Annotated in this window: 20 protein-coding genes and 2 pseudogenes; all 22 read right to left on the minus strand. The window is 50.0% G+C overall.

The annotated features are described in order from the left end of the window. Positions 1 to 78: 78 nt before the first annotated feature. The gene (locus tag ACZZZP_RS13200) at positions 79 to 492 is read right to left on the minus strand and encodes an SMI1/KNR4 family protein (RefSeq protein WP_241000599.1); all 414 of its coding nucleotides are present in this window, start codon (positions 490 to 492) and stop codon (positions 79 to 81) included. Between the two features lie 163 nt (positions 493 to 655). Further along, positions 656 to 1,102: a hypothetical protein gene (locus tag ACZZZP_RS13205; protein WP_122495303.1), complete on the minus strand. Its 447-nt coding sequence runs from the start codon at positions 1,100 to 1,102 to the stop codon at positions 656 to 658. Positions 1,103 to 1,171: 69 nt separating this feature from the next. Beyond that, positions 1,172 to 1,555, minus strand: a complete 384-nt coding sequence (locus ACZZZP_RS13210; protein WP_163016655.1) for a hypothetical protein — start codon at positions 1,553 to 1,555, stop codon at positions 1,172 to 1,174. Between the two features lie 393 nt (positions 1,556 to 1,948). Beyond that, entirely contained in the window at positions 1,949 to 2,410 is a 462-nt protein-coding gene (locus tag ACZZZP_RS13215; RefSeq protein ID WP_463383015.1) for a hypothetical protein, read from the minus strand. A gap of 1,298 nt (positions 2,411 to 3,708) precedes the next feature. Then, positions 3,709 to 4,137, minus strand: a complete 429-nt coding sequence (locus ACZZZP_RS13220; RefSeq protein ID WP_463384711.1) for an SMI1/KNR4 family protein — start codon at positions 4,135 to 4,137, stop codon at positions 3,709 to 3,711. Positions 4,138 to 4,309: 172 nt separating this feature from the next. Next, positions 4,310 to 4,699 (minus strand): hypothetical protein, encoded by a 390-nt coding sequence (locus ACZZZP_RS13225; protein WP_463536574.1) that lies wholly within the window; start codon positions 4,697 to 4,699, stop codon positions 4,310 to 4,312. Between the two features lie 319 nt (positions 4,700 to 5,018). After that, entirely contained in the window at positions 5,019 to 5,516 is a 498-nt protein-coding gene (locus ACZZZP_RS13230) for a hypothetical protein (RefSeq protein WP_463383017.1), read from the minus strand. Between the two features lie 252 nt (positions 5,517 to 5,768). Then, positions 5,769 to 6,200: a hypothetical protein gene (locus tag ACZZZP_RS13235; RefSeq protein ID WP_463383018.1), complete on the minus strand. Its 432-nt coding sequence runs from the start codon at positions 6,198 to 6,200 to the stop codon at positions 5,769 to 5,771. Positions 6,201 to 6,703: 503 nt separating this feature from the next. Beyond that, complete coding sequence (locus ACZZZP_RS13240; RefSeq protein ID WP_463383019.1) at positions 6,704 to 6,853, minus strand: hypothetical protein; 150 nt, start codon at positions 6,851 to 6,853, stop codon at positions 6,704 to 6,706. A 320-nt stretch (positions 6,854 to 7,173) separates the two neighbouring features. Next, on the minus strand, positions 7,174 to 7,626 hold the full coding sequence (locus tag ACZZZP_RS13245) for a hypothetical protein (protein WP_463536575.1): 453 nt from the start codon (positions 7,624 to 7,626) through the stop codon (positions 7,174 to 7,176). A gap of 97 nt (positions 7,627 to 7,723) precedes the next feature. Beyond that, positions 7,724 to 7,972 (minus strand): hypothetical protein, encoded by a 249-nt coding sequence (locus ACZZZP_RS13250; RefSeq protein ID WP_463383021.1) that lies wholly within the window; start codon positions 7,970 to 7,972, stop codon positions 7,724 to 7,726. 161 nt (positions 7,973 to 8,133) lie between these two features. Continuing rightward, positions 8,134 to 8,241, minus strand: a pseudogene (locus ACZZZP_RS13255) (transposase); the annotation flags it as partial. Positions 8,242 to 8,829: 588 nt separating this feature from the next. Beyond that, entirely contained in the window at positions 8,830 to 9,216 is a 387-nt protein-coding gene (locus ACZZZP_RS13260; protein WP_463383023.1) for a hypothetical protein, read from the minus strand. 8 nt (positions 9,217 to 9,224) lie between these two features. Next, positions 9,225 to 9,464: pseudogene (locus tag ACZZZP_RS13265) on the minus strand (CdiA C-terminal domain-containing protein); the annotation flags it as partial. 963 nt (positions 9,465 to 10,427) lie between these two features. Continuing rightward, positions 10,428 to 10,730, minus strand: coding sequence for a hypothetical protein (locus tag ACZZZP_RS13270; protein ID WP_463536576.1), 303 nt, complete (start codon positions 10,728 to 10,730; stop codon positions 10,428 to 10,430). Between the two features lie 115 nt (positions 10,731 to 10,845). Beyond that, complete coding sequence (locus ACZZZP_RS13275) at positions 10,846 to 11,202, minus strand: hypothetical protein (protein ID WP_463383025.1); 357 nt, start codon at positions 11,200 to 11,202, stop codon at positions 10,846 to 10,848. Positions 11,203 to 11,586: 384 nt separating this feature from the next. Beyond that, a complete protein-coding gene (locus ACZZZP_RS13280; protein ID WP_463383026.1) occupies positions 11,587 to 12,273 on the minus strand; it encodes a transposase in 687 nt (228 codons plus the stop codon). 193 nt (positions 12,274 to 12,466) lie between these two features. Then, positions 12,467 to 12,721 carry a MafI family immunity protein gene (locus ACZZZP_RS13285; RefSeq protein WP_463383027.1) on the minus strand — a complete coding sequence of 85 codons (255 nt, stop codon included), beginning with the start codon at positions 12,719 to 12,721 and terminating at the stop codon, positions 12,467 to 12,469. A gap of 74 nt (positions 12,722 to 12,795) precedes the next feature. After that, positions 12,796 to 13,482: a transposase gene (locus ACZZZP_RS13290; RefSeq protein WP_463383028.1), complete on the minus strand. Its 687-nt coding sequence runs from the start codon at positions 13,480 to 13,482 to the stop codon at positions 12,796 to 12,798. Positions 13,483 to 13,691: 209 nt separating this feature from the next. Continuing rightward, entirely contained in the window at positions 13,692 to 13,943 is a 252-nt protein-coding gene (locus ACZZZP_RS13295; protein ID WP_463383029.1) for a DUF7660 family protein, read from the minus strand. A 7-nt stretch (positions 13,944 to 13,950) separates the two neighbouring features. Next, positions 13,951 to 16,206 (minus strand): DUF637 domain-containing protein, encoded by a 2,256-nt coding sequence (locus tag ACZZZP_RS13300; protein ID WP_463536954.1) that lies wholly within the window; start codon positions 16,204 to 16,206, stop codon positions 13,951 to 13,953. Continuing rightward, the gene (locus ACZZZP_RS13305) at positions 16,089 to 20,720 is read right to left on the minus strand and encodes a two-partner secretion domain-containing protein (RefSeq protein ID WP_463536577.1); all 4,632 of its coding nucleotides are present in this window, start codon (positions 20,718 to 20,720) and stop codon (positions 16,089 to 16,091) included. Before ACZZZP_RS13305 ends, ACZZZP_RS13300 begins: the two co-directional genes overlap by 118 nt. Between the last annotated feature and the right edge of the window lie 259 nt (positions 20,721 to 20,979).

Genomic DNA, 20,979 nt, shown 5'->3' on the forward strand with positions numbered 1-20,979 from the left:
AATAAAGCTGCCCCTTTTCCCCTAGAGAATTAGAGCAGATAATAAATCTGCCCCCTTCGCGCGGAGACAACATAGTCCCTACTCTCCATCTATCCATGCATGTTTGATCCAACTGGCGAGGCTGGGCCAAGTCTCACTAGAGTATCCATCATGCGACCAGTAACTAACAGTCCCATCTTCAAGGAGACAGTAGTAGTTTCCATTATCTTCGCAGATGGGCAGCCAAGAGTATGGCACTCCCTGTTCCCGAGCCTCGCTAATCACGCTCAACAGCTCCCTTGGGCTATTCCTATTTTCCGTTAATCGAAGCGCGTCCTTCCCATTAAAAACACTATCGCTAGCCTCCTTGGCGAAAATCTTGTAGTCATCTAAGAAGGAGATTCCCAGCTCATGCTCATAGGCAGCGATCAAAGCATCATCAGGCAGCATCTGTTTATTCGGAAGAGGCATTCTTACTCGTTTCAACTCTGCAATTGCATCATTAATATCCACAACATTCACCATCCCAAAGAAAAATTGGGACGTTTTATTAGACAGCTCTAAAACACCATTTATTAGCGAACTAGAGCAGACAAATAAACCCGCCGCCTTTTTGGTACGAAGTGTCGCACTCGAAGTAATTGTCCCAACTGCCTGAACTGTCCGTTTTAGACTATTAACCTACCCAAGAAATGTGCTCCCCATCTAAGTAATATAGTCCCTCAAGCCTTCCTGAAATTTCTGGCAACTCGAGAAGAGGATCTGAAACATATGAAAAAGGAAGTCCGCTCCTTAGCTCTTGAGCTCTTGCAGAATAGTCCGCCCAAGATGGCTCAACCATCCCGTTCCAGAACGTAACAAACGAGCCATCTTCAAGAAGAATGACAGGCTTTAAGTATTCAACCTCCCCACCGCCATTCCAGTACAGATAGCCCAAGTAACTGGAACCATCGCTTCCAACAAAACTAGCACGAACGATCATCTGAGCGTCAGTACACGTTTCATTATCAAGGAGAGGGCGCACTGTTAACTCATCTTCCGCAGACTCATCCATAGGGAAGTACCAAACACCAAAACAAGTAAGATCATCGATGGCTAATTCATATATCTGTTTATCTGTCATGCCTGCAGACCTATTTAATTAGGAGCTTGATTGAGTTAAACAATTCGGGGCAGCCTATTTCCTCTTTACTTATTTTTCTTTACGCAACCTTTCTGCCAATACGCAGTACGGGACATCAACACCGTCGACATCAACTAACAAAGAAGGCCACCTTTTTCCGAATTCAGAAGCGACTTCCAAGCATAAATCGCGCGCTTTGGGCGCGTGATCTAGTCGCATTTCTATTATCGCTTTAGGCGCTCCTCTTAAATACGCCTCCCAATCTAACAAATTTTCCTCATAAAAGTCTCGAAATTCATCTTCATATATTAGTCCAACCCAAACGGTCGATTCATCACATGCGACCGAACCGCGAAATGGACGAATTAAATCACCGCCCAGAGAATTGATTAGTGAATGAAACTCCTCTTCTGTAACTTCATGTGAGGAAACGATCATTGCTGAGTCACTCACTACAACCCCCCTCTGCTTTTCCCGTAAGCCATAAGCTCTTCCATGCTACTCACAACTTTTATACCAGCATTTCCGTGATCCTACCTTATCCCCCGGCGGCTAGCTCCATTGCTATCGACAGCTTTGATTGCGACTCACGCCCTCGAAGGGTCTTACGATACTCGTCAACGCTAATAGCGACTAAATTTTCGGGTTCAGCATCACAGTTTCTTGGAAGCTCAAACTTAGCAATGATTGAGCCAGTCACAAGCACAACATAAAAGTCCTCACCTTGATCTGGAGTGTGACCCAGTACATAAACGGATGAGAGCGGGCCAAAAATTCGTTCAAGAAATGTAAGAACAATTAGGCAATTCAAAAAATTAGAGCAACTTAATATATCTTTTCTAGCGCTTATTTTTGGTAATACAGCTCTAAAAACTTTGCGATATGCGCAGCAAGTTTGTTCAAGTCCTCAAAAGCAACAGATGCAAAATCACAATCATGTTTAAATAAATATTGGCTTGCCGTAAGCCCTTCTGCTTTAGCCCTTTCAGAAACCTCACTCAGCCTAACAGGTTCTATTGTCCAGTTAGTACCTGGAAGCGCTTCTCTCTTATGCTCCGATAAAACCCAACTGATCCCTCCGCGATAGCAGGCTATTGCTTCATTAAGAACCTTAATCACCTGCGAATCTTCCACTTTGAATCGGAAAGAAACTGTAGGAACAGTATGTGGTTGCTTCTTGAGCACCCACACACCTTGCTCCTTTGCAACGTATTCACTAGCTGACCCTTTCCGCCACTCGGTCTCGCCCAAAGCTTCTATTACCTCAAGGAGAGGCAGGCTTTCATTTTTAGCGTCTGGAATACTCATTACAACCCTTTTATCTTGTCGGAAATAGAAACACCGTCTGGATTTATGTTTTTAATACACTGTTCCCAGTCGCCCTTCGGGATAGGATTTGCAGAAATACGCGGATCGCAAACATACCGACCATCGGTATAAACCTGGTGATACCACTGATCTGGAACGGTATCTCGATTCTCAAAAACGTTTAACTTCCCCTTGGAAGAAGGTACGACCTCAATTATTTTCCCCTACCCTCCAGCAGCTTCTAAAAGTTTAGAGGCTATATCTGAGCAGTCTGTCCCCGAGCAACTTTTCATGTCTTTAATTTTGACTGTTCATAGCTTCAACAACCGGAAAAAAAGGGGACAGATTTATTAAACTACTCTAGTTTCGGCCGCCCCGGCCCTAGCCTTTCAACGTAGCCCCCTTGGATGCTCAATCTCATCAACAAACCGATCGGTTCCTTGTAACCGCCCGCGTTGATTCTGGGTCTATGTAGCTCGTAAATTAGAGCTGTTTAATAAATCTGTCTCCTTTTTTCTCAGACTCCAAGACCGCCTTCCACATATATTCTCAACTGCCTTTCAGAACTTACCCCCCCATAAACGGCAAAATACGCATCTAACAATTCAAAACCAATATTTATAATCACTTAATCTTCTCCAGTACTGTGGCGGGCATACTAGAAAGATCCAGAACAGGTTTTACCCCGCCGGATTGCATAAATGTTTTAAACCGCAGAATTAAAGCAGCGAAACGCTCTCCTTACAAATACCATCATGGATATATGCCAGCGCATTCTAATTCAGAAAACACAAAATCCATTCCGGCTCGCATAATGTCAGTATCCTTCCTGATTACCACGTCGTGACTTGAAGATAGATTCAGGACAAAAGTATAGATGTCCGCCACTCTCTCACCATCTACTTTCAATAAAAAAACCCTCTGTGTTTCGTGGCTACCAGTTCTAATACCTGCATAAATTCTTCCAGGCTAACACTACCCATGCTTGGAAAACCAAATCGTGCTGCGTACTTATCTGAAAGCTCACACACAGACATTAATTCAACCCTCTTGGTGCTTTTGAGATATCTTGAACATTTTTCAATGAGAGAAAGGGGACAGATTTATTAAACTACTCTAGTTTCGGCCGCCCCGCCCCTCGCCTTTCAACGTAGCCATCTTGGATGTTCAATCTAATCAACAAACCGATCGGTTCCTTCTAATCGCCCGCGTTGATGCTGGGTCTATGTAGCTCGTAAATTGGAGCTATTTAATAAATCTGTCCCCTTTTTCCCCTTCGCGCGGAGACAACATAGTCCCTACTCTCCATCTATCCATGCATGTTTGATCCAACTGGCGAGGCTGGGCCAAGTCTCACTAGAGTATCCATCATGCGACCAGTAACTAACAGTCCCATCTTCAAGAAGACAGTAGTAGTTTCCATTATCTTCGCAGATGGGCAGCCAAGAGTATGGCACTCCCTGTTCCCGAGCCTCGCTAATCACGCTCAATAGTTCCCTTGGGCTATTCCTATTTTCCGTTAATCGAAGCGCGTCCTTCCCATTAAAAACACTATCGCTAGCCTCCTTGGCGAAAATCTTGTAGTCATCTAAGAAGGAGATTCCCAGCTCATGCTCATAGGCAGCGATCAAAGCATCATCAGGCAGCAGCTGTTTATTCGGAAGAAGCATTCTTAATTGTTTCAACGCTGCAATTGCATCATTTGCAGAAAAAGGGGACAGATTTATTAAACTACTCTAATTTCGGCCGCCCCGGCCCTTTCAACGTAGCCTTGGATATTCAATCTCATCAACAAACCGATCGGCTCCTTCTGACCGCCCGCGTTGATGCTGCGTCTATGCAGCTCGTAAATTAGAGCTGTTTAATAAATCTGCCCCCTTTTCTGAACCCATATTCTGACTATAAAAAATCTAACCAATCGCTCGAGACTATACGTTTTCCTTTCAAAAAATTCTCATAACTCGACTTGTATTTTTCCATACTATCATCATCCACGCTTACAGAAAGGAAGCCCCCCGTCCTTTCCATTACCGATAAAAAATTTGGCTTAACTTTTAATGGCGAAGCTACAACAACCTCACCGAAAACTTTTACTCTATGGAATAAAAAACTCTTCCCTCCTCCCAGCGGCAGCACTATATCCAACACTGAAAATATTAGCTCCGGACTAGTCAGCTCTGTTTTTTCGCCATTTTCATAATCCTCTGGATAATCCTCCGGTATTACAAAAGGCCTATAATCTATAATCACTAACCATCCACTTAACTCCACAACATCGCCAGCACTCATATTCATCTACCTATTAAAATGGCATTTACGCCCGCCGAAATAGCATTATCCAATATGCCTTGCTGCACTCCTTCTGGTCCAATCCATGATCCCTTGTCATAATAATTTACGGAGAAAAGGGGACGGAGAAAAGGGGACAGATTTATTAAACTACTCTAATTTCGACCGCCCCGGCCCTTTCAACGTAGCCCTCTTGGATATTCAATCTCATCAACAAACCGATCGGTTCCTTCTAACCGCCCGCGTTGATGCTAGGTCTATGTAGCTCGTAAATTAGAGCTGCTTAATAAATCCGCCCCCTTTTCTTCACTATATATCTTTACTTTTTCATAAGAAAAGAATTAAAGGAGAGCAATATATTTTGGTCAACATCTTTGTACTCTTCATCTAGTTGCGATCCTACATAAAATCCCTTTCTTTCACAAAGCACTGCATATACGGAGCCAGACGGATTACTGCTAAAAACATCAAGGGAAGGACTACTAATTTCACTCCCACACCACGACAGCGTGGCGCCGCGATTCAAGAACCACCTTAGCGAGCTGTTTATATAATTGGTCCAATCGGCAGGAACCGGCCAATCGTTGACCTTTACATCGATGGATAAACTGCAATTTGTCAGGGACTGCCAGCGCCGCGCTTTCGCCTCTGCGCGCCCACACCAAATATCAGGAAAAGTTTGTATATCTATAGACTCGGGAACCGCGCCAGACCAGTACGCATAAAAAACCAGCCCTTGTACTTCGTCCTGGTATACCTCCCCGCTCTCCGGGTCTGAGAACGACCAAAAAATACCCAAGCTATCGATAGTTTTCATAGTCCAAAATTCTTCATTTGTTGACTAGACGGTTTGATGTCGGTAACGAAGTCTCAGCAGAAAAGGGGGACAAATTTATTAAAATAACCTAATTTCGGCCGCCCCGGCCCTTTCAACGTAGCCCTCTTGGATATTCAATTTCATCAACAAACCGATCGATTCCTTCTAACCACACGCGTTGATGCTGGGCCTATGTAGCTCGTGAATTAGAGCTGTTTAATAAATCTGCCCCGTTTTTTTCTTCTTACGAACCTAAGAAACAATAAGCCTTTTAATATCTCCCTCAGAAGGCACGCCCAACATGTAAATATTGCACAAAACCTCCTGCGGCAACTCAACACTGTGTCTTCCACCCTTAGGCATAGCAATTAATTTATATCCGCCATCACAAACATCGTAACTAAACAGCCCTTTTTTTGCCATTTTAAGAAAAGAATTCAAATAGCGTTCCCGCTGACGTGCATCTTTAAATTCTGGAAGATTACTTTCGATAATTTCAAAATCAAACGCCTCCTCTAACGATTGAAAATACTCAACGACCGACTCGTACTTAGCTATTGAACTTCTTATAGAGGCGGGAACAAACCCTCTCCCTCCTGTCGCAAAATGCGCGAGCAAACCATTTTGGTAACAACAAAACCAGTCTAAATCGGTTGCCTCTAAAAACTCATCATTCATTTCCATTATTCGGCTCAAAATACTATTTACTGGCAGGAGCTTAACCAGATAAAACAACACCGGAGCGAGGCCGGTGTTGAGCGCGAGTAGTGTTCAAGAAAACTCTATTTTGCAATGTGATAGAGGAATCGAGCGACCATCAGTAATAACTAATTGATCACCTTCGATTCGAGCCAGCAGCAAACCAAGGCCTTCTGCACCGGCTTCGATATCTTTTCTCCAACCCTCAAGGTCGCCGTGATAGGAGATAGCATGAAAAAGAGGCCCTGAAGGAGGGGTAATCTTGCACCCTCTTTCGTTCACTCCTCAACGAACTGCGTTAGGTGGTTCAGTAAAACATGTTATGCCATCAAACTGCTTTCGAAATTTGTTTTTTCCATCATCCGAAAAATACACAACTTGCTGCCCATCAACAATCGTAACCCCCGGTACAATTCGCGAGTCAGACTGTTCAATCTTCCCGCCAAGAATTTTCTCTAATATTTCCCGATCTTTACACATTACACACCTCACTTCATCACAGGGGTAATTACAAACTTAAAGTTTGTAACACCCGCCTCGGCAAATACTTTTGAATAGTAACTAGCCAGCTCTGGGCTGTTCGTATGATAAATAGCGCCGCCATCAAAACTTGAATACGACACTTGCAAGTCAGGCATGGGCGCATTCCTCCTTGAACGCAACACTTTAAAAAAAGCGAAAAAAGGGGACAAACTTATTAAACTACTCTAATTTTGGCCGCCCTAGACCTCGCCTTTCATCTCGTAGCCCTGATGGAAGTTCAACCTCATCAAAACCGATCAACTCCTGTAAATTGCCGGCGCTGGATGCTGTGTTTATCTAGCTCGTAAATTACAGCTGTTTAATAAACCCCCCATTTCTCATCCATAATATTTTAGAAACTCCTTCGCCATCAGACCTTCCGAATTCGTCCCTTTGGCCAAACTCAAAAAATCGTCAAAGGAAATGAATTCTTGATTTAAGTATTTACAAAACCCTGATTCTGAGGCGGCCTCTTTGACCGCGATAACACCAAACTCCTCAAACGCACTTTCAAACGCAACCCAATCGAAGCTTCGATTAAATAGCACGATAGGATATCCGACCTTCCCACAAAAAAATCAAGGGAATTTCTGGACAGCCACTCGATTTTCGCCTCAGTTTTCTCCCGATCCACGCAAAAAAGCAAGTTTTCAGCAATCTCGCTGCCCGAAAACTTCACTAATAGATCGGTTTCATAATCGATGTAGCTTCGTAAAGCGAGGCCCTGAACGAGATCCGTATAGCCCAAAAGTGGCCTCTCGAAGAACCAAAACTTATACGTTTCTCCCTTGAAAAGGTTTAGAGGTAAATCTTTTTTAAAATCAACTAAGGTCGAAAGCTTATTAATCAGATAGGTCGTTTCCGCCAAGCCAATTTGGGTAGCATACATTTCATTCTCCAGAAAATCTGATTTCACTAATAGCTCGTTTAAATAATCGAAATGAACGGTGCGAAAAATGGGAAATAGCGCAATACCCCTATTTTTCTCACTCCCCTCTTCCCTCCGCCTTTTTTCTAAGCTCAGCTAATAACGCAAGAAAATCATTCTCGGTGTATTCGAACTCAGCTCCTTCTTCCATAGCTATAAGCGATAACAAAATCGTGTCGATCTTTTTGGAAATTTTAATGTCTGGATCTTGATATATGGCCAACGCCTCTTTCGATACTGATTGAATATCAAACCCACCTTTAACCGCTAAGATAAGCCTTTCGACAATTATTTCTTCAGCTTTCATCGTTGCCCCCAGCCGTTTAATTCCGCGCCAGTTGGTGGATAGTGCTGAGCGTCCACCGTTTGGCCGTTTATGCTTTTCGGATGCACACGAATTACTGCTCCCGAATGGTCATAGCTGTCCATCCGTTGTCTGGTGGAGAAAAAGGGGACAGATTTATTAAACTACTCTAATTTCGGCCGCCCTGGCCCTCGCCTTTCAACTCGCAGCCCTGTCAGATGTTCAACCTCATCCACAAACCGATCGGCTCCAGTTAACTGCCCGCGATGGATGCTGGGTCTACGCAGGTCGTAAATTAGAGCCGTATAATAAATCCGTCCCCTTTCTCTCTCAAACCCAGACCTCTAATTTTTTGGCTCACGCCTTATGAATACAGGCACCAAACCGTTATCGGTATAGCTTATATGTTCCAATCCAAAATAAACCTTGTACGTAATCTTCACTGAATCCACCGCCATTACCAACGAATCAAACTCGGTGATCACATCCTCAATCTCCTCCTCATCGTCACTTGTACTTTTATCCAAGTAAAACCTCACTTCTACACCTTCTGAAAACACCGCTACTACAGCTCTAAAAGAAGGGAGATATTGACCCCAAAAGCGCCTGCACCAAACAAACTACTATCTTATTTCTTACATTTAAATCCATTTATTTCACCAATTTTGGAGTTGGGCTAGTCGGGACAACACTTGGACTTTTTGAAGGAAAAAAGGGGACTAGGATAAAAGGAGACAGATTTATTAAACGACTGGTACTGCCCCCTTTCAGGGGTGTCCGAAATATCGGGGGTGTTTCCATCTGTCCCCTTTTTCCAGTCCCCTTTTTCCACTGCCTTACTAAACCATTGCAGTTTGGCTTCACTCCGGACTTACCATCTGCTGCACGAAAACCACCTCGCCGCCCTCGCAGGTCGCGTACACACATTCGAACTGGAACGACAGGACGAATTTCAACGGCTGCTGCTTGGCTAGTCGAATATGGAAATTTTTAATGTCCTCCCAACTTTCCGATAGGACATTAGCACGACAATGGAACGCTCCTTCAATGCCGACCAACCAACTCGCGTCGGCTCCCTCAGCAGCGACGCTTTCCAAACCATTTGTGTAGCCGAACACAAAATAACAGTTCGATTTCTGAAAATTACCTACAACACGTCCATCTACAAGCTCAACACTTGCACCCATAACGAAGAGGACATTGGAGACATTCTCTAACGAAACTCCTTTTTCAATTTCCACATTCATTGTCATCGTCATTTCGCGCCTCTGATCACCTGAAACTCTCCGTTCTTAATAAGATACAGGGTCTTTAACCCGTCCACAGGCTTATCGCTGAGAGCTTTTTCAATCTGCCTAAATGTTAGCGGGGAATCAGCTAGATTTACGACGATAGAATTCGCCTGCGTACTGACCTTACTTGAGATCGTCTTGAGTACCGAAATTGGGCTGTTAGTAATTGGGGAGAAGACATCGGCCACCTCGCCATTTATTTCTAAATCTGGATTCGGTCCTTTTCTTCCAGTATTAGGTAACCAAAAAAAGGGGACAGATTTATTAAACTACTCTAGTTTCGGCCGCCCCGGCCCTCGCCTTTCAACGTAGCCCTCTTGGATATTCAATCATCAACAAACCGATCGGCTCCTTCTAACCGCCCGCGTTGATGCTGGGTCTATGTAGCTCGTAAATTAGAGCTGTTTAATAAATCTGTCCCCTTTTTTCTCACTTTTTTTCACTTCGGCACTTCTCCAAACTTCTCTCGGACGCAAAGCCTCTGTGAACTCTAAAGAAAAAGGGGCAGATTTATCAAACTACTCTAGTTTCGGCCGCCCCGGCCCTCGCCTTTCAACGTAGCCCTATTGGATGTCCAATCTAATCAACAAACCGATCGGTTCCGTCTAACCGCCCGCGTTGATTCTGAGTCTATATAGCTCGTAAATTAGAGCTATTTAATAAATCTGTCCCCTTTTTCCTTCAGATCTTTATCCTCAAAAGAATTGAGCTCGGCTATTAGATCCTTGATGGTTTTTCCTCGACGTTCCCATCCAATATCACGCTCACTCATTTTCTAATCACCTATACGGGACGAAGGGTAAATATTTATTAAACTACTCCAATTTCGGCAGCCTTGGCCCTCGCCTTTCAACGTAGCCCTCTTGGATGTTCAATCTCATCAACAAACCGATCGGTTCCTTCTAACCGCACGCGTTGATGCTGGGCCTATGTAGCTCGTAAATTAGAGCTGTTTGATGTCCCCTTTTCTGCTTTTCTATTTCTCCCAGTCGCCCTTCGTGATGGGGTTTTAAATATTTAGAGCGAATTTACCTCTTAAAAACTTAATAATGTTATGCATGGCAATTAGTGGTGGCAAACCATCTTGGGAATATATGCTGCAATAAGCCATATCCTCCGGATAGTCGAAATCTGCGTAGACTTCCTGAAGCCGGCTAATTTTCTCATCATTGGTATCGTTTGAGGCTTCGATACATGATAAAAAAAGCCAATCGCCATTTATCCAAATAAGCAACACTATCCGGCCTTTCTGTTTGCTTGAGCATCAAGCCGAGCAGTTCCTCGTCGCTCAGATATTCTCCGCCCGCAATAACAGAAACATCTCCACTGTTCGCGTCTTCGCCGCTCATAAGCAGACTGATAGCGTAGTCAAAAACGTCACCCCTTGTTACCCATCCCCTCCTAAATCCCAGAACAATCGTCGACCAACACATCAAACCTAATCCAATCAGTATCTTGAACGGAGACATTTTTTCCTCCTATTTTCTGGGTATCTGATTCTAGTTTAGAGCACCTTAATAAATCTGCCCCCTTTTCTTCCGATCCAATATTAGAGCAACTTAATAAAATGCCCCGTTTTTCTTTTTATTGACCGCCAAAATGAGCTCCTATCTCCTTTATCTCCAACATCCATGCTTCAACTGAAGAGCAACAAAAAATATCGAGACTTGAACCATCGGATAGCTTTAAAGATAGATCAATCGGCTGATCTGCGATGAGCCAACTTATACCAGTTAAAAACTTTCCCGAGAGCCTTGACCCTAATTCGCTCGAATCTCTGTCCCAGCAAGCAAGAATTAGCTGATTGTTTTGGGAAATGCGCCAAGTGCTTTCTGTTCGCAGTAGCAATTTTGAGCAAGCCAGTTCGAGCGCTTCGCCATCCCAAGAAACACGTTCGATTTTGCTTGGCAAGAACATGCCAACTTTTTTAAGAAATTCCACGATCTTTAATCCACCTGTCCCAAAAAAATCAGAACTGTTTAATAAATCTGCCCCCTTTTCTTCATTTTTTATTTATTTACTTCCTTGATATATGACCGAAACATCCCGCCACCCTCATCTATATGTAATCGATCACACTTAGGGCAAATATAAACCACAGAAGAACCTTCGGAGATCTTTTCGTAAAATCGTTCTTCGGATAATGCGCCGGCTGCGAGTAGAACACCTAATTCATCGATTCTCTTCTCAGGAACCAGACTAAATTCTGCGGCTCCGGTTTCACCGGATAAATTTATTACACATCCACATACACATCCAAACTTTGGCATATTTGATGCTCCCTATGGTCGGTTATAAGAGAAAAAAGGGGACAGATTTATTAAACTACTCTAATTTCGGCCGCCCTGGCCCTCGCCTTTCAACTCGCAGCCCTGTTAGATGTTCAACCTCATCCACAAACCGATCGGCTCCAGTCAACTGCCCGCGTTGGATAGCGTTTTTTATCAGCTCCAATTCGCCTGGTGGAATAGACTGCGCAACAAACTCAACATAATTCCTGCTTCTTTCTTCCGGCGTTTCGCCGAGCGAACCAAAAGCGGGATCTAGGTCAATCCAGCTTTCCTCTGGCGATGCATGCGCCGAATAGCTGGACCACTCGTATTCCGAAGCGTTCGCGACCATCCGCGCCCGCACCGGATTTAGTTCGATATACCGGGAACATGCGAGCAAGTAATGATCGCTCTGGACCAAGCTTGACCTGTATCGGCTTTCCCACAATGTTCCGGTACGCCCTTCCAGCTTGTTACGAAACCGAGTCGCACGAGCAGCCAGGGTTTTCATGAATTGACTCAGGCCTGCAATTGAATCGCCGGGAGCAAGAAGGAGGTGGACATAATTGTTCATCAAACAATAGGCGTAAACTTTTACGTCAAACGCTTCTTTAAGCTCGCGCAGGTCTGCGACGTAGCGTTGATAGTCTGCGGCCTCCACGAAAACAAGCCCGCGATTATGGCCTCGCTGGACGATGTGGTGCGGGTAATTCGGCAATACGATTCTTGCAAGTCTAGGCATGGGAGCGTTCCTCCTTGAACGCTACATTTTAAAAAACGAAACATTAAATTTGGGCTTATAGACGACGTTTACTCACGCAGTTCAAAAATTAGAGCAACTTAATAAATCTGTCCCCTTTCCCCCAAACTAGAGCTGCTTAATAAATATGTCCTCTTTTTCGGTGTTGAGAAAGCCAACAATGTATGTTTTAAAACTACGACTTCAAACCCTTCAGGTGCTTGAATGGCCCTACCTCTAAGTCAAAACCCATATCAACGGCTAATTTTACAGCCTCGTGATATTCCTCATCCGTAATAGATACATCATATTCACAAATATGATCACACAGAACTTCAAAGGCCAGACTTTCCTCATTGTAACCAACATAGTCTAGCGCCCCCTGAAGCAGCGTAGCTTCTAGCCGCCCCTGGAATTTCTCCCCAAATTTGACAATACGATCGGCGTACATAAACGACCCATTTAATTAGCTTATAAGGTGGAATAGGTGCGTTGTCTCGAGAAAAAGGGGACAGATTTATTAAACTACTCTAATTTCGGCCGCCCTGGCCCTCGCCTTTCAACTCGCAGCCCTGTTAGATGTTCAACCTCATCCACAAACCGATCGGATCCTGTTAACTGCCCGCGCTGGATAGCGTTTTTTATCAGCTCCAATTCGCCTGGTGGAATAGACTGCGCAACAAACTCGACATAATGCCTGCTTCTTTCTTCCGGCGTTTCGCCGAGCGAACAAAAAGCGGGATCTAGGTCAATCCAGCTTTCCTCTGGCGATGCATGCGCCGAATAGCTGGACCACTCGTATTCCGAAGCGTTCGCGACCATCCGCGCCCGCACCGGATTTAGCTCAATATATCGGGAACATGCGAGCAAGTAATGATCGCTCTGGACCAAGCTTGACCTGTATCGGCTTTCCCACAATGTTCCGGTACGCCCTTCCAGCTTGTTACGAAACCGAGTCGCACGAGCAGCCAGGGTTTTCATGAATTGACTCAGACCTGCAATTGAATCGCCGGGAGCAAGAAGGAGGTGGACATGATTGCTCATCAAACAATATGCGTAAACTTTTACGTCGAACGCTTCTTTAAGCTCGCGCAGGTCTGCGACGTAGCGTTGATAGTCTGCAGCCTCCACGAAAACAAGCCCCCGATTATGGCCTCGCTGGACGATGTGGTGCGGGTAATTCGGCAATACAATTCTTGCAAGTCTAGGCATGGGAGCGTTCCTCCTTGAACGCAACATTTTAAAAACGAAACATTAAATTTGGACTGATAGACGACATTTACCCACGCAGTTCAAAAAATTAGAGCAACTTAATAAATCTGCCCCCTATGCGGCTCGTAAATCATGGCTGTTTAATAAATTTGTCCTTTTTTCTGTTTTTTCTCTTAAGACCGGGTGCGGTTGAGTAAAAACAGAGCCAGCTATTCATAAACTTTCGATGCGCACAATATCTTTGCGAAGGTACTCCAGCTAGGGCTAGTCACATCACTATCACCAGAGTTTTTTGCATACATATCTATTGACCTAACCCAAGCTTCCATCGCAGATAGAAAACTCCCCAAATCCGGATTTTCCCAATCGCCAGGGCTCAGCAACAACCCCTCCCTGAATTCTCGAACGAAATCCGCAAAATCATCTCTTGTCTGTATATTTCTAAGTAGTTGAAAACTCATAAAATCCTCACTCACAAACGCCTCGAACACAGATAATTGATCCACTATTTGGCGTTGTCATTTTCCACGCCTCCTTGGCAATCTCTTTCTCCGTAGCGGGAATAATTTTGATTGGAACGCCGGCTACAGAAGCGGCGAGCAGCCGTCTATTATCCAAACTGTACAACGCTCCGTCCTTATGAAACACCCGGATAGGAGGCAAGTCATCTGGGGAAATTTTTCCTGACTTCAGCGCTTCAATAGTGGACTGGAGGGTTTTGTCATCCTTGAAGGCATTGGAAACACTGTCTTGCGTAAACCGGATATCTTTCGGGTTCGCATAAGCAGACAACTCTCCAATAGCCGCCTTCTGACCCGAATTCCCTGCCAACGCTTCAGCAAATTTCTTTTCAATGCTCTCCGCTGCTTCCTTCGAGACCTCACCAGCAACCTTCGCGGTTTTGGCTTTCCCTCCGATCCCTGGATAAAAAATGTCTATCAGCCACTTCGAGACATTAAGCGAAGTTTCCTCCGCTGTCTCCGGAAGAAAAATCTCGTAATGCAGATTTTCATCACTGCGCAACATATACGCTGCGAAGCGCAGAGACTCCGCGTCGAGTTTTAAAACAGCGGCTTCATCCTTCGAGGCGAGCGCGTCCAGAGCTGCCAGAACACTTGAAGGGTCAACGTTTTGGCCGCCATCCGGGCAACGCGCATCAATTGCGCAGCGTCCTTTAGCCTCTTCAATCGCCTTTTCAGCATTCTTTCGGTGAAGCAGATAGTTGTAATTAGTCGCATCCTTAGCAATCCCCGCCCCTTGCTGCAGGTCTCCATCCACCGTGGCCGCGGCCGCAACGCCTACCAGCTGCGACGACATCAGCAGTAAATTCGAATCGTTCTGCACCAACTGATCAAGCTGAGCGACCAGCGCTTCGTTCGCGCCTGCGGCCAGGGCTCCAGTCTTGAAGTCGCCGCCTGCCGCTTTGTTGAGCATTCCGCCAACCATGGCGTGCAAAGCGATCTTCTGAGGACTTCCGTCTGCCCAGTTTTGATCTTTGGCGAAATCTCCAACGGCGCTGAAGGCCACTGCGTTTAAGGTGCTTAAGAGGGCGCCTTTGAGGGCATCGCCGTAATCGACGTCCCGACCTACGGCTTGGTTCAGCGCTGCGGTGGTAACACTCTGCAGCGTCTGATTTGCAGCAAAGCGGCCAACCCCACCGACCGTATTGAGGCTCGTCGTATTTATTTTGTCGATGTTCGGGTTGGTTTGGGTGCCTGTCAGCTTGTCGTAAACCCCAGCAGTCAGCCCAGCTGCAACACCCGCTACCGCATAGTCTTTAAGGCTTTCCTTCGAGGTAACGTCTTTCGCCACCTGGCTCAGATCCCCGCGATTGTTGATGACGCTAACAGTCGCTTTGGTTGCCGCGCTTGTGGCAATTGCCGCGCCGCCAGCGGCGAGCGTGGTTCCTGCGCCAGCGAGCGCGCCCAATGCGGCAGGACCTACCACGGCGGCCATGACAATAGCGATGATCAGTTGCGCGCCAGCCCCAAGGCCTGAGTTTTGGTATTTGAACGACTCGTGGATTTCCTTAACACGACGCCAATCCACGTCACCGCGCGCTTCCGCCTCTTTGATCCAGGCAAGACTTGGGTCTGCCGCCACCATGGTGTCGATGGTCTGGCTGACGGTCTTTCTGTCGATGTGCTTGATGTCGATGTTCAGCCCATCGACGGCACGGATAACGACGTCGCCCTTGGCGACCATTGAGCTTTGGCGCAGGGTCTCATCGGTGTCGCCTTTACCCTTGGAGCTGGTCCAAGCCCAGTCGCTTTTGCTTTCCTCGTGGCTTTCCTGCTCCAGATCTTTCACGGCTTCGAAAGTAATCGCGCCGCCGCTGTCCAGTGTCAGGTCACCGCCACTTTGCAGACTGGCTTTCTGGTAGAGCTGGTCGCCTTCGCTTACAAGACTCAGGTCGCCGCCGGTGACGATGGTGGTGCCGACGTTGCGCACGCTGGTGGTTTCGTCTTTTCGGCTTTCTTTGGCGCCCCACCCGCCTTTCTTCTTCATGTCGAACAGGTGGTGGTCGCTGTTTTCTGCGCTCAGCAGCGCCAATTTGTCACCGGCATAGAGGAACGCCTCGTCGCCGGCTTTAAGCTCGCTCGCGCTTACAACAAGGTTGTTGCCCGCGTCGATGTTGAGGTCGCCGCCCGCTTCAATCTCAGCCGCCTGTTGGCGTATGACGCTGTCCTGCGAGGTGACTTTTTTACCGCCACTCTTCGATATGAGTCGCTCGTGCTTTCGTTGGCCGCGGCGGCAATCGTGATGTCGCCTGCTGCCGACAGATCAACATCGCCTTTCGCCTTGACGCTGCTTGCCACTACAGCGAGGTCTCGCCCCGCCTCAGCCGTCAAATCCCCACCCACCTCAACCACCGAACCAAACTGCTTCACCTGCTCGCGATTGCTATACCCCTTGCGATTGCGGTTGTTGGCGACGTCGGTCTCGCTCTGGCTAACGATCAGCAGATCGCGCCCGGCACTCAGGTCGGCGTTGCCGCCGGCCTTGAGGTTGCCGCCCTGGTTAACGATGTCGCGCCCTGCGGACAAGGTCAGTGCATTGCTGGCTTCGATGCCGGCGGCGTTGTCGACGAAGTCTTCGCGGCGTTCGAAGCCCTTCTGGGCGGATTGGTGGGTGGTGACGCTGCGTTCGTTGGTGATGTTCCCGGTGAGGGCGATGGCGCTGACGTTTTTGCCGGCGATGATGCCGCCCTGGGCGTTGCGAATGCTGTCGGTGGCGAGCAAGGACAGGCGTTCGTTGGTTTGCATCAGGCCGCTGTTGGCGATGCTGTTGGCGCTGACGTTTAGGGCATTAGTGGCGCGCAAGGTGCCGCTGTTGGTGAGGTCGCTGCCGGCGATCAGGGTGACGTCGCGGCCCTGGATCAGGGCGCCGGTCGGCGCTACGCGGTCGGTGGCCTGGGCGAGGTAAAGCACCGGTACCAGCACTTTCTGGCCGTTCACTTCTTGCTCTTGCATCCACACGATGTCGTGGGTGAGCGCGGCCACTTGCTCGGCGCTCAGGGCAATGCCGGGCACCAGGTTGAGCGCGGCTTTGCTGGCGATGGCGTTGTCCATCAGGTATTTGAGTTGCGCTTCGTCGGAGGCCAGGCCGTCGAGGAAGCGTTTGCCGGTGCGCTGGACGATGGCTTGTTGCACCAGACGTTGTTCGTACAGGCCGTCGCCGAGGCGGCGCTGGGTCACGTCCTGGTTGTAGCCGATGATGTTGAGCAAGTAGTCGGAGCTGAGAAAGCCACGCAGCGTGGCGAACGCCGGGTTGGTTTCGATCAGGTACGGGTGGCTGTTGTCGGTGTTGACGTGGAACAGGCCGTTTTGCCCTTGGGGCAAGGTGAAGGTGGGCAGCGTGACCGCTTGTTGGGTGGTGTCGGGCGGTAGCTGCGGGTTGATGCTGATGGCGGTGGCGAAGTTGCTGCCGGCGCTGCTGGTGTCGGCGGTGTTGCCACCGGCAACGTAAGCGAAGGTTGGGCGCACTACGCTGCTGTCGAAGTCGGCCTGGGCGGTGATGTCGACCGCGCCGGCTGTCTGGATGATGCCGGAGTAGCTGAGGTCGCCGCTGGGCATTGGGGTGATGACGCGGAAAGCCTCGTTCTCGCGTTCGGTACGGCCGATGAAGTGGGCGAGCGCGGCAATCAGGCTGTTGGAGTCGACGCTGCTCTTGTTCCAGTACGTGGCGGTGAATTGCTGGGCTTCGCGTTGCCAGCTGCCGATGTTCTCGGTGCGCTCGGATTTGAACACGCGGTACGTGTGCACTTCGCCGGGTTCAATGCCGGTGTTTTGCAGGTTGGCCACGCGCACGGTGAGGTCGCTGCCCGCGCTGATGGAGCTGCTCTGGTTGGTGAGCGTGGTGCCGCGCAGGTTGAGCGTGCCGCCTGCGGTGAGAGACGACGCAGCGGTACTGTCGGCGCTGACGGCGAGGCGGTCGAATTCTTCTATTGCCCACACGCCATTGCGCTTGCCGTCACAGTCACTGGCGCCGTAGTAACGGCTGCACGGCAGCTCGGTAATGCGCGCGCTGTATTTGCTCTGGGTGGTTTTCAGTACGTCGCGGATGTTGCTGATGGTGGTGGCGTGAATGCTCAGGTTGCCGCTGCTTTCGAGGGTGCCGGAGCGGTTTTCCACCAGGGTGGCGGCATCGCCGGCGTCGTTGGCGGCGATGTCGAGGTTGCCGAGGCTGTATACATCGGCCAAGCGGTTAACAAAGCTCCCGGTACGCAACGCCATATCCGCGCCGCTGAAGATCAATCCGCCGTCGTTAAGCAAGCTGTCGGCTTCGATGCGCAAGGTGGTGGCCGCGCCAAAGGTGCCGTAGTTGTTGAGGGTGTTGGCGCGTGCGAGCAGGCGTTGGGCGGCGGTGATGTTGCCGCGGTTGATGAGGGTGCCGCCGACGCTGAAGTCGGCATCGCCACCGGCTTTCCACTGTGCGTCTGCGCCGGTGTCGACGCTGGCGGCGACTACCGTGAGGTCGCCCTGGCTGAGCAGTGCGCCGTTGCCGCTGTAGGCGCCGGTGAGGGTCAGGCTGAGGGCGCCGTCGGTTTCGATGCTGCCGTCGCTCTGCCAGGTGTCGCCGGTGGCGGTGATGCTTTGTTTGGAGAGCAGCTTGCCGGTGGCGGTTTGGCTGAAGTTGCCGACGTTGAGGCTGATGCTGTTGGCTTGCAGCTGGCTGGTGTTGGTCCAGTTGGCGACGTTGAGGGTCAGGTCGCCGTTGGTGATAAAGCTGCCGCCTGCGTTGCCGACATCGGCGAGGGCCAGGGCGAACTGGTTGCCGAGGTGGCGCACGGTGCCGAGCTGGTTGCTGAGGCTGGCGCTGGTGAGGCTGAGGGTGGCGTCGCCGACTTCGACCAAGCCGCCATCGTTGCTGAACAGCCCGCCTATTTCGAAGGCGCTGGTGCCGGTGGTGCCGAGGGCGCGCAGTTTGCCGCCGCTGTTGCTGACGCTGCCGGCTTTGAGTTGCAAGGCGGTGGCAGATTCGACCAGACCATCGGTGTTGTCGAGGTGGCCGCTGAGGTTCAGGTCGACGGTGTTGGCGCCAACGGTGCCGTCGCTGTTGTTCAAGCTGGCGGCGTTAACGGTGAGACCGGTTTTGGCCAGCAGACTGCCGGCCTGGTTGCTGACGGCGCCTGCGGTGAGCGTTTGTTGGCCTTGGGTGGCGGCGATGCGGCCGGCGTCGTTGGTGAGTGTTCCCGTGGTGGTGAGGTTGACGCTGTCGCCTTGCAGGTTGCCGGCGCTGTTGTCGGTATCGGTGGTGACAACGGTCAGCGTGTTGCCGTCGGCCTGCACGGTGCCGCCCGCGTTGTTCAGCGTTTTAGCGGTGAGGGTCAGGCCATCGGCTTTGCTCAGCAGCAGGCCGTCGGCGCTGTTGTTGAGGGTGTCGGCCAGGGTGAGGCTCAGGGCTTTGTTGCTGGCGAGGGTGCCGGCGCGGTTGTCGAGGTTGTCGGCGGTGACGGTGAGGGTTTTCTGGCCGACGAGCTTGCCGCCACGGTTGTCGAGGGTGGTGGCTTTTACGCTGGCATCTCCCACGGCGACGATGGTTTTGCCGGCGTTGTTCAGACGTTGCAGATCGGTGTTCAAGCGCCCTTGCGAGCTGACGCTGCCGTTGTTGTATAGCGTGCCGCCTTTCAGGTCCAACAGTGCGGTGCTGTTGCCGCTGCCGTCGGGGTTTACCCCGGCTTCAAGGCTGCCGCTGTTGGTGATGGCGGCACTTGTGAGGCTCAGGCTGGCGCCGCTGGCGAGGCTGCTGGCGATGTCGATCTGGTCGGCGGTTAGCGTGGCGTTTTGGGTGGCGTAAACGCTGTCGGTGAGGTCGATGTGCTTGGCGGTGGCGCTCACGCTGCCGGCACTGGCGACGCGCGCAACGGTGAGCTTGCCGTTGGCGTCGATGTGGATGTCGCCGCCGCTGGCGGCCATGTCGGCGGCGAGTTTTACGCCCACGCCGGCCTCGGTGCCGACCAGGCGGATGGCGCCGGCGTACATGCCGCCGAGGGCTGAGCTGTCGATGGCCAGTAGCGGCTTGGCGCTGCCGTCGTCGGCTTTGGCGGTGGCGGCCAAAGTGGTTGCGTCCACCTCGTTGCGACCGGCGATGATGTTCAGGCGCTGGGCTTGCAGCTCGGCGTTGAGTTTGGCGCTGCGGGTGATGAGGTCGAACTGGCTGATGTTCGAGGCGTTGAGGCCGGCGCCTTCGATGTTGATTTCGCCGCCGTTGACGTCGAAGTGGTCGAGCTTACCGTTGTCGATTACCGGCGTGCCGGTGGTGAGCGTGGCGCGCGGGGTGTTGATAAAGCCGCAGCCGTCGCAGGTGATGCCGTGGGGGTTGGCGACTACGACATGGGCGCCCTGCCCGGCCACTTCGGTGTAGCCCTTGAGCTGGCTCTGATTGCCACCGGTGACTTCGTTGAGGATCAGGTTCGCGGCACGACCGTTGAGGTTGCTGTTGCCGAGAATGACGCCGCCCAGTTGGGTTTCGTTGAACGCAGCGGTGCCGTTGTTGAGGATCAGGCCTTGCTGGCCGACGTTGTAGTCGGTGAATTTGTTGTGGGACAAACCGCTGCCGTTAGGCGTGGCGATGTTCACCACCGGCACGCCATTTTGCGCGCTGCCCAATTGGGTGTTGCCGCCCGCCGCCGCGTCCACCGTCAGCTCTGCAGCGGTGCTGACAATAGGGTTTAGAAACATCACCCCCATCAGGATGCAGGCGATGTTTTGGAACAGCGGGCTACGAACGTCCATTTCGGTACTCTTTTATCGGTGTTTGAAGGGCGCTACCGGTGAAGGCGTTGCCTCACTTCCAAGGTGCGTAGGCGGCGCACACAAGCGGGGTTTGCGGCGAGCGATCTGATGTCTAGTGTTGAAAATTAAAGGCCCCTCACCCCAGCCCTCTCCCGCAAGCGGGAGAGGGGGCAGACCGAGTCAGTCCCGGGCAATCGTCACCCCTCGCCCGCTTGCGGGAGAGGGGCTGGGGGTGAGGGGCTTTTAAACCAAACCATCC

The organism is Pseudomonas sp. AC211 (assembly GCF_979258055.1).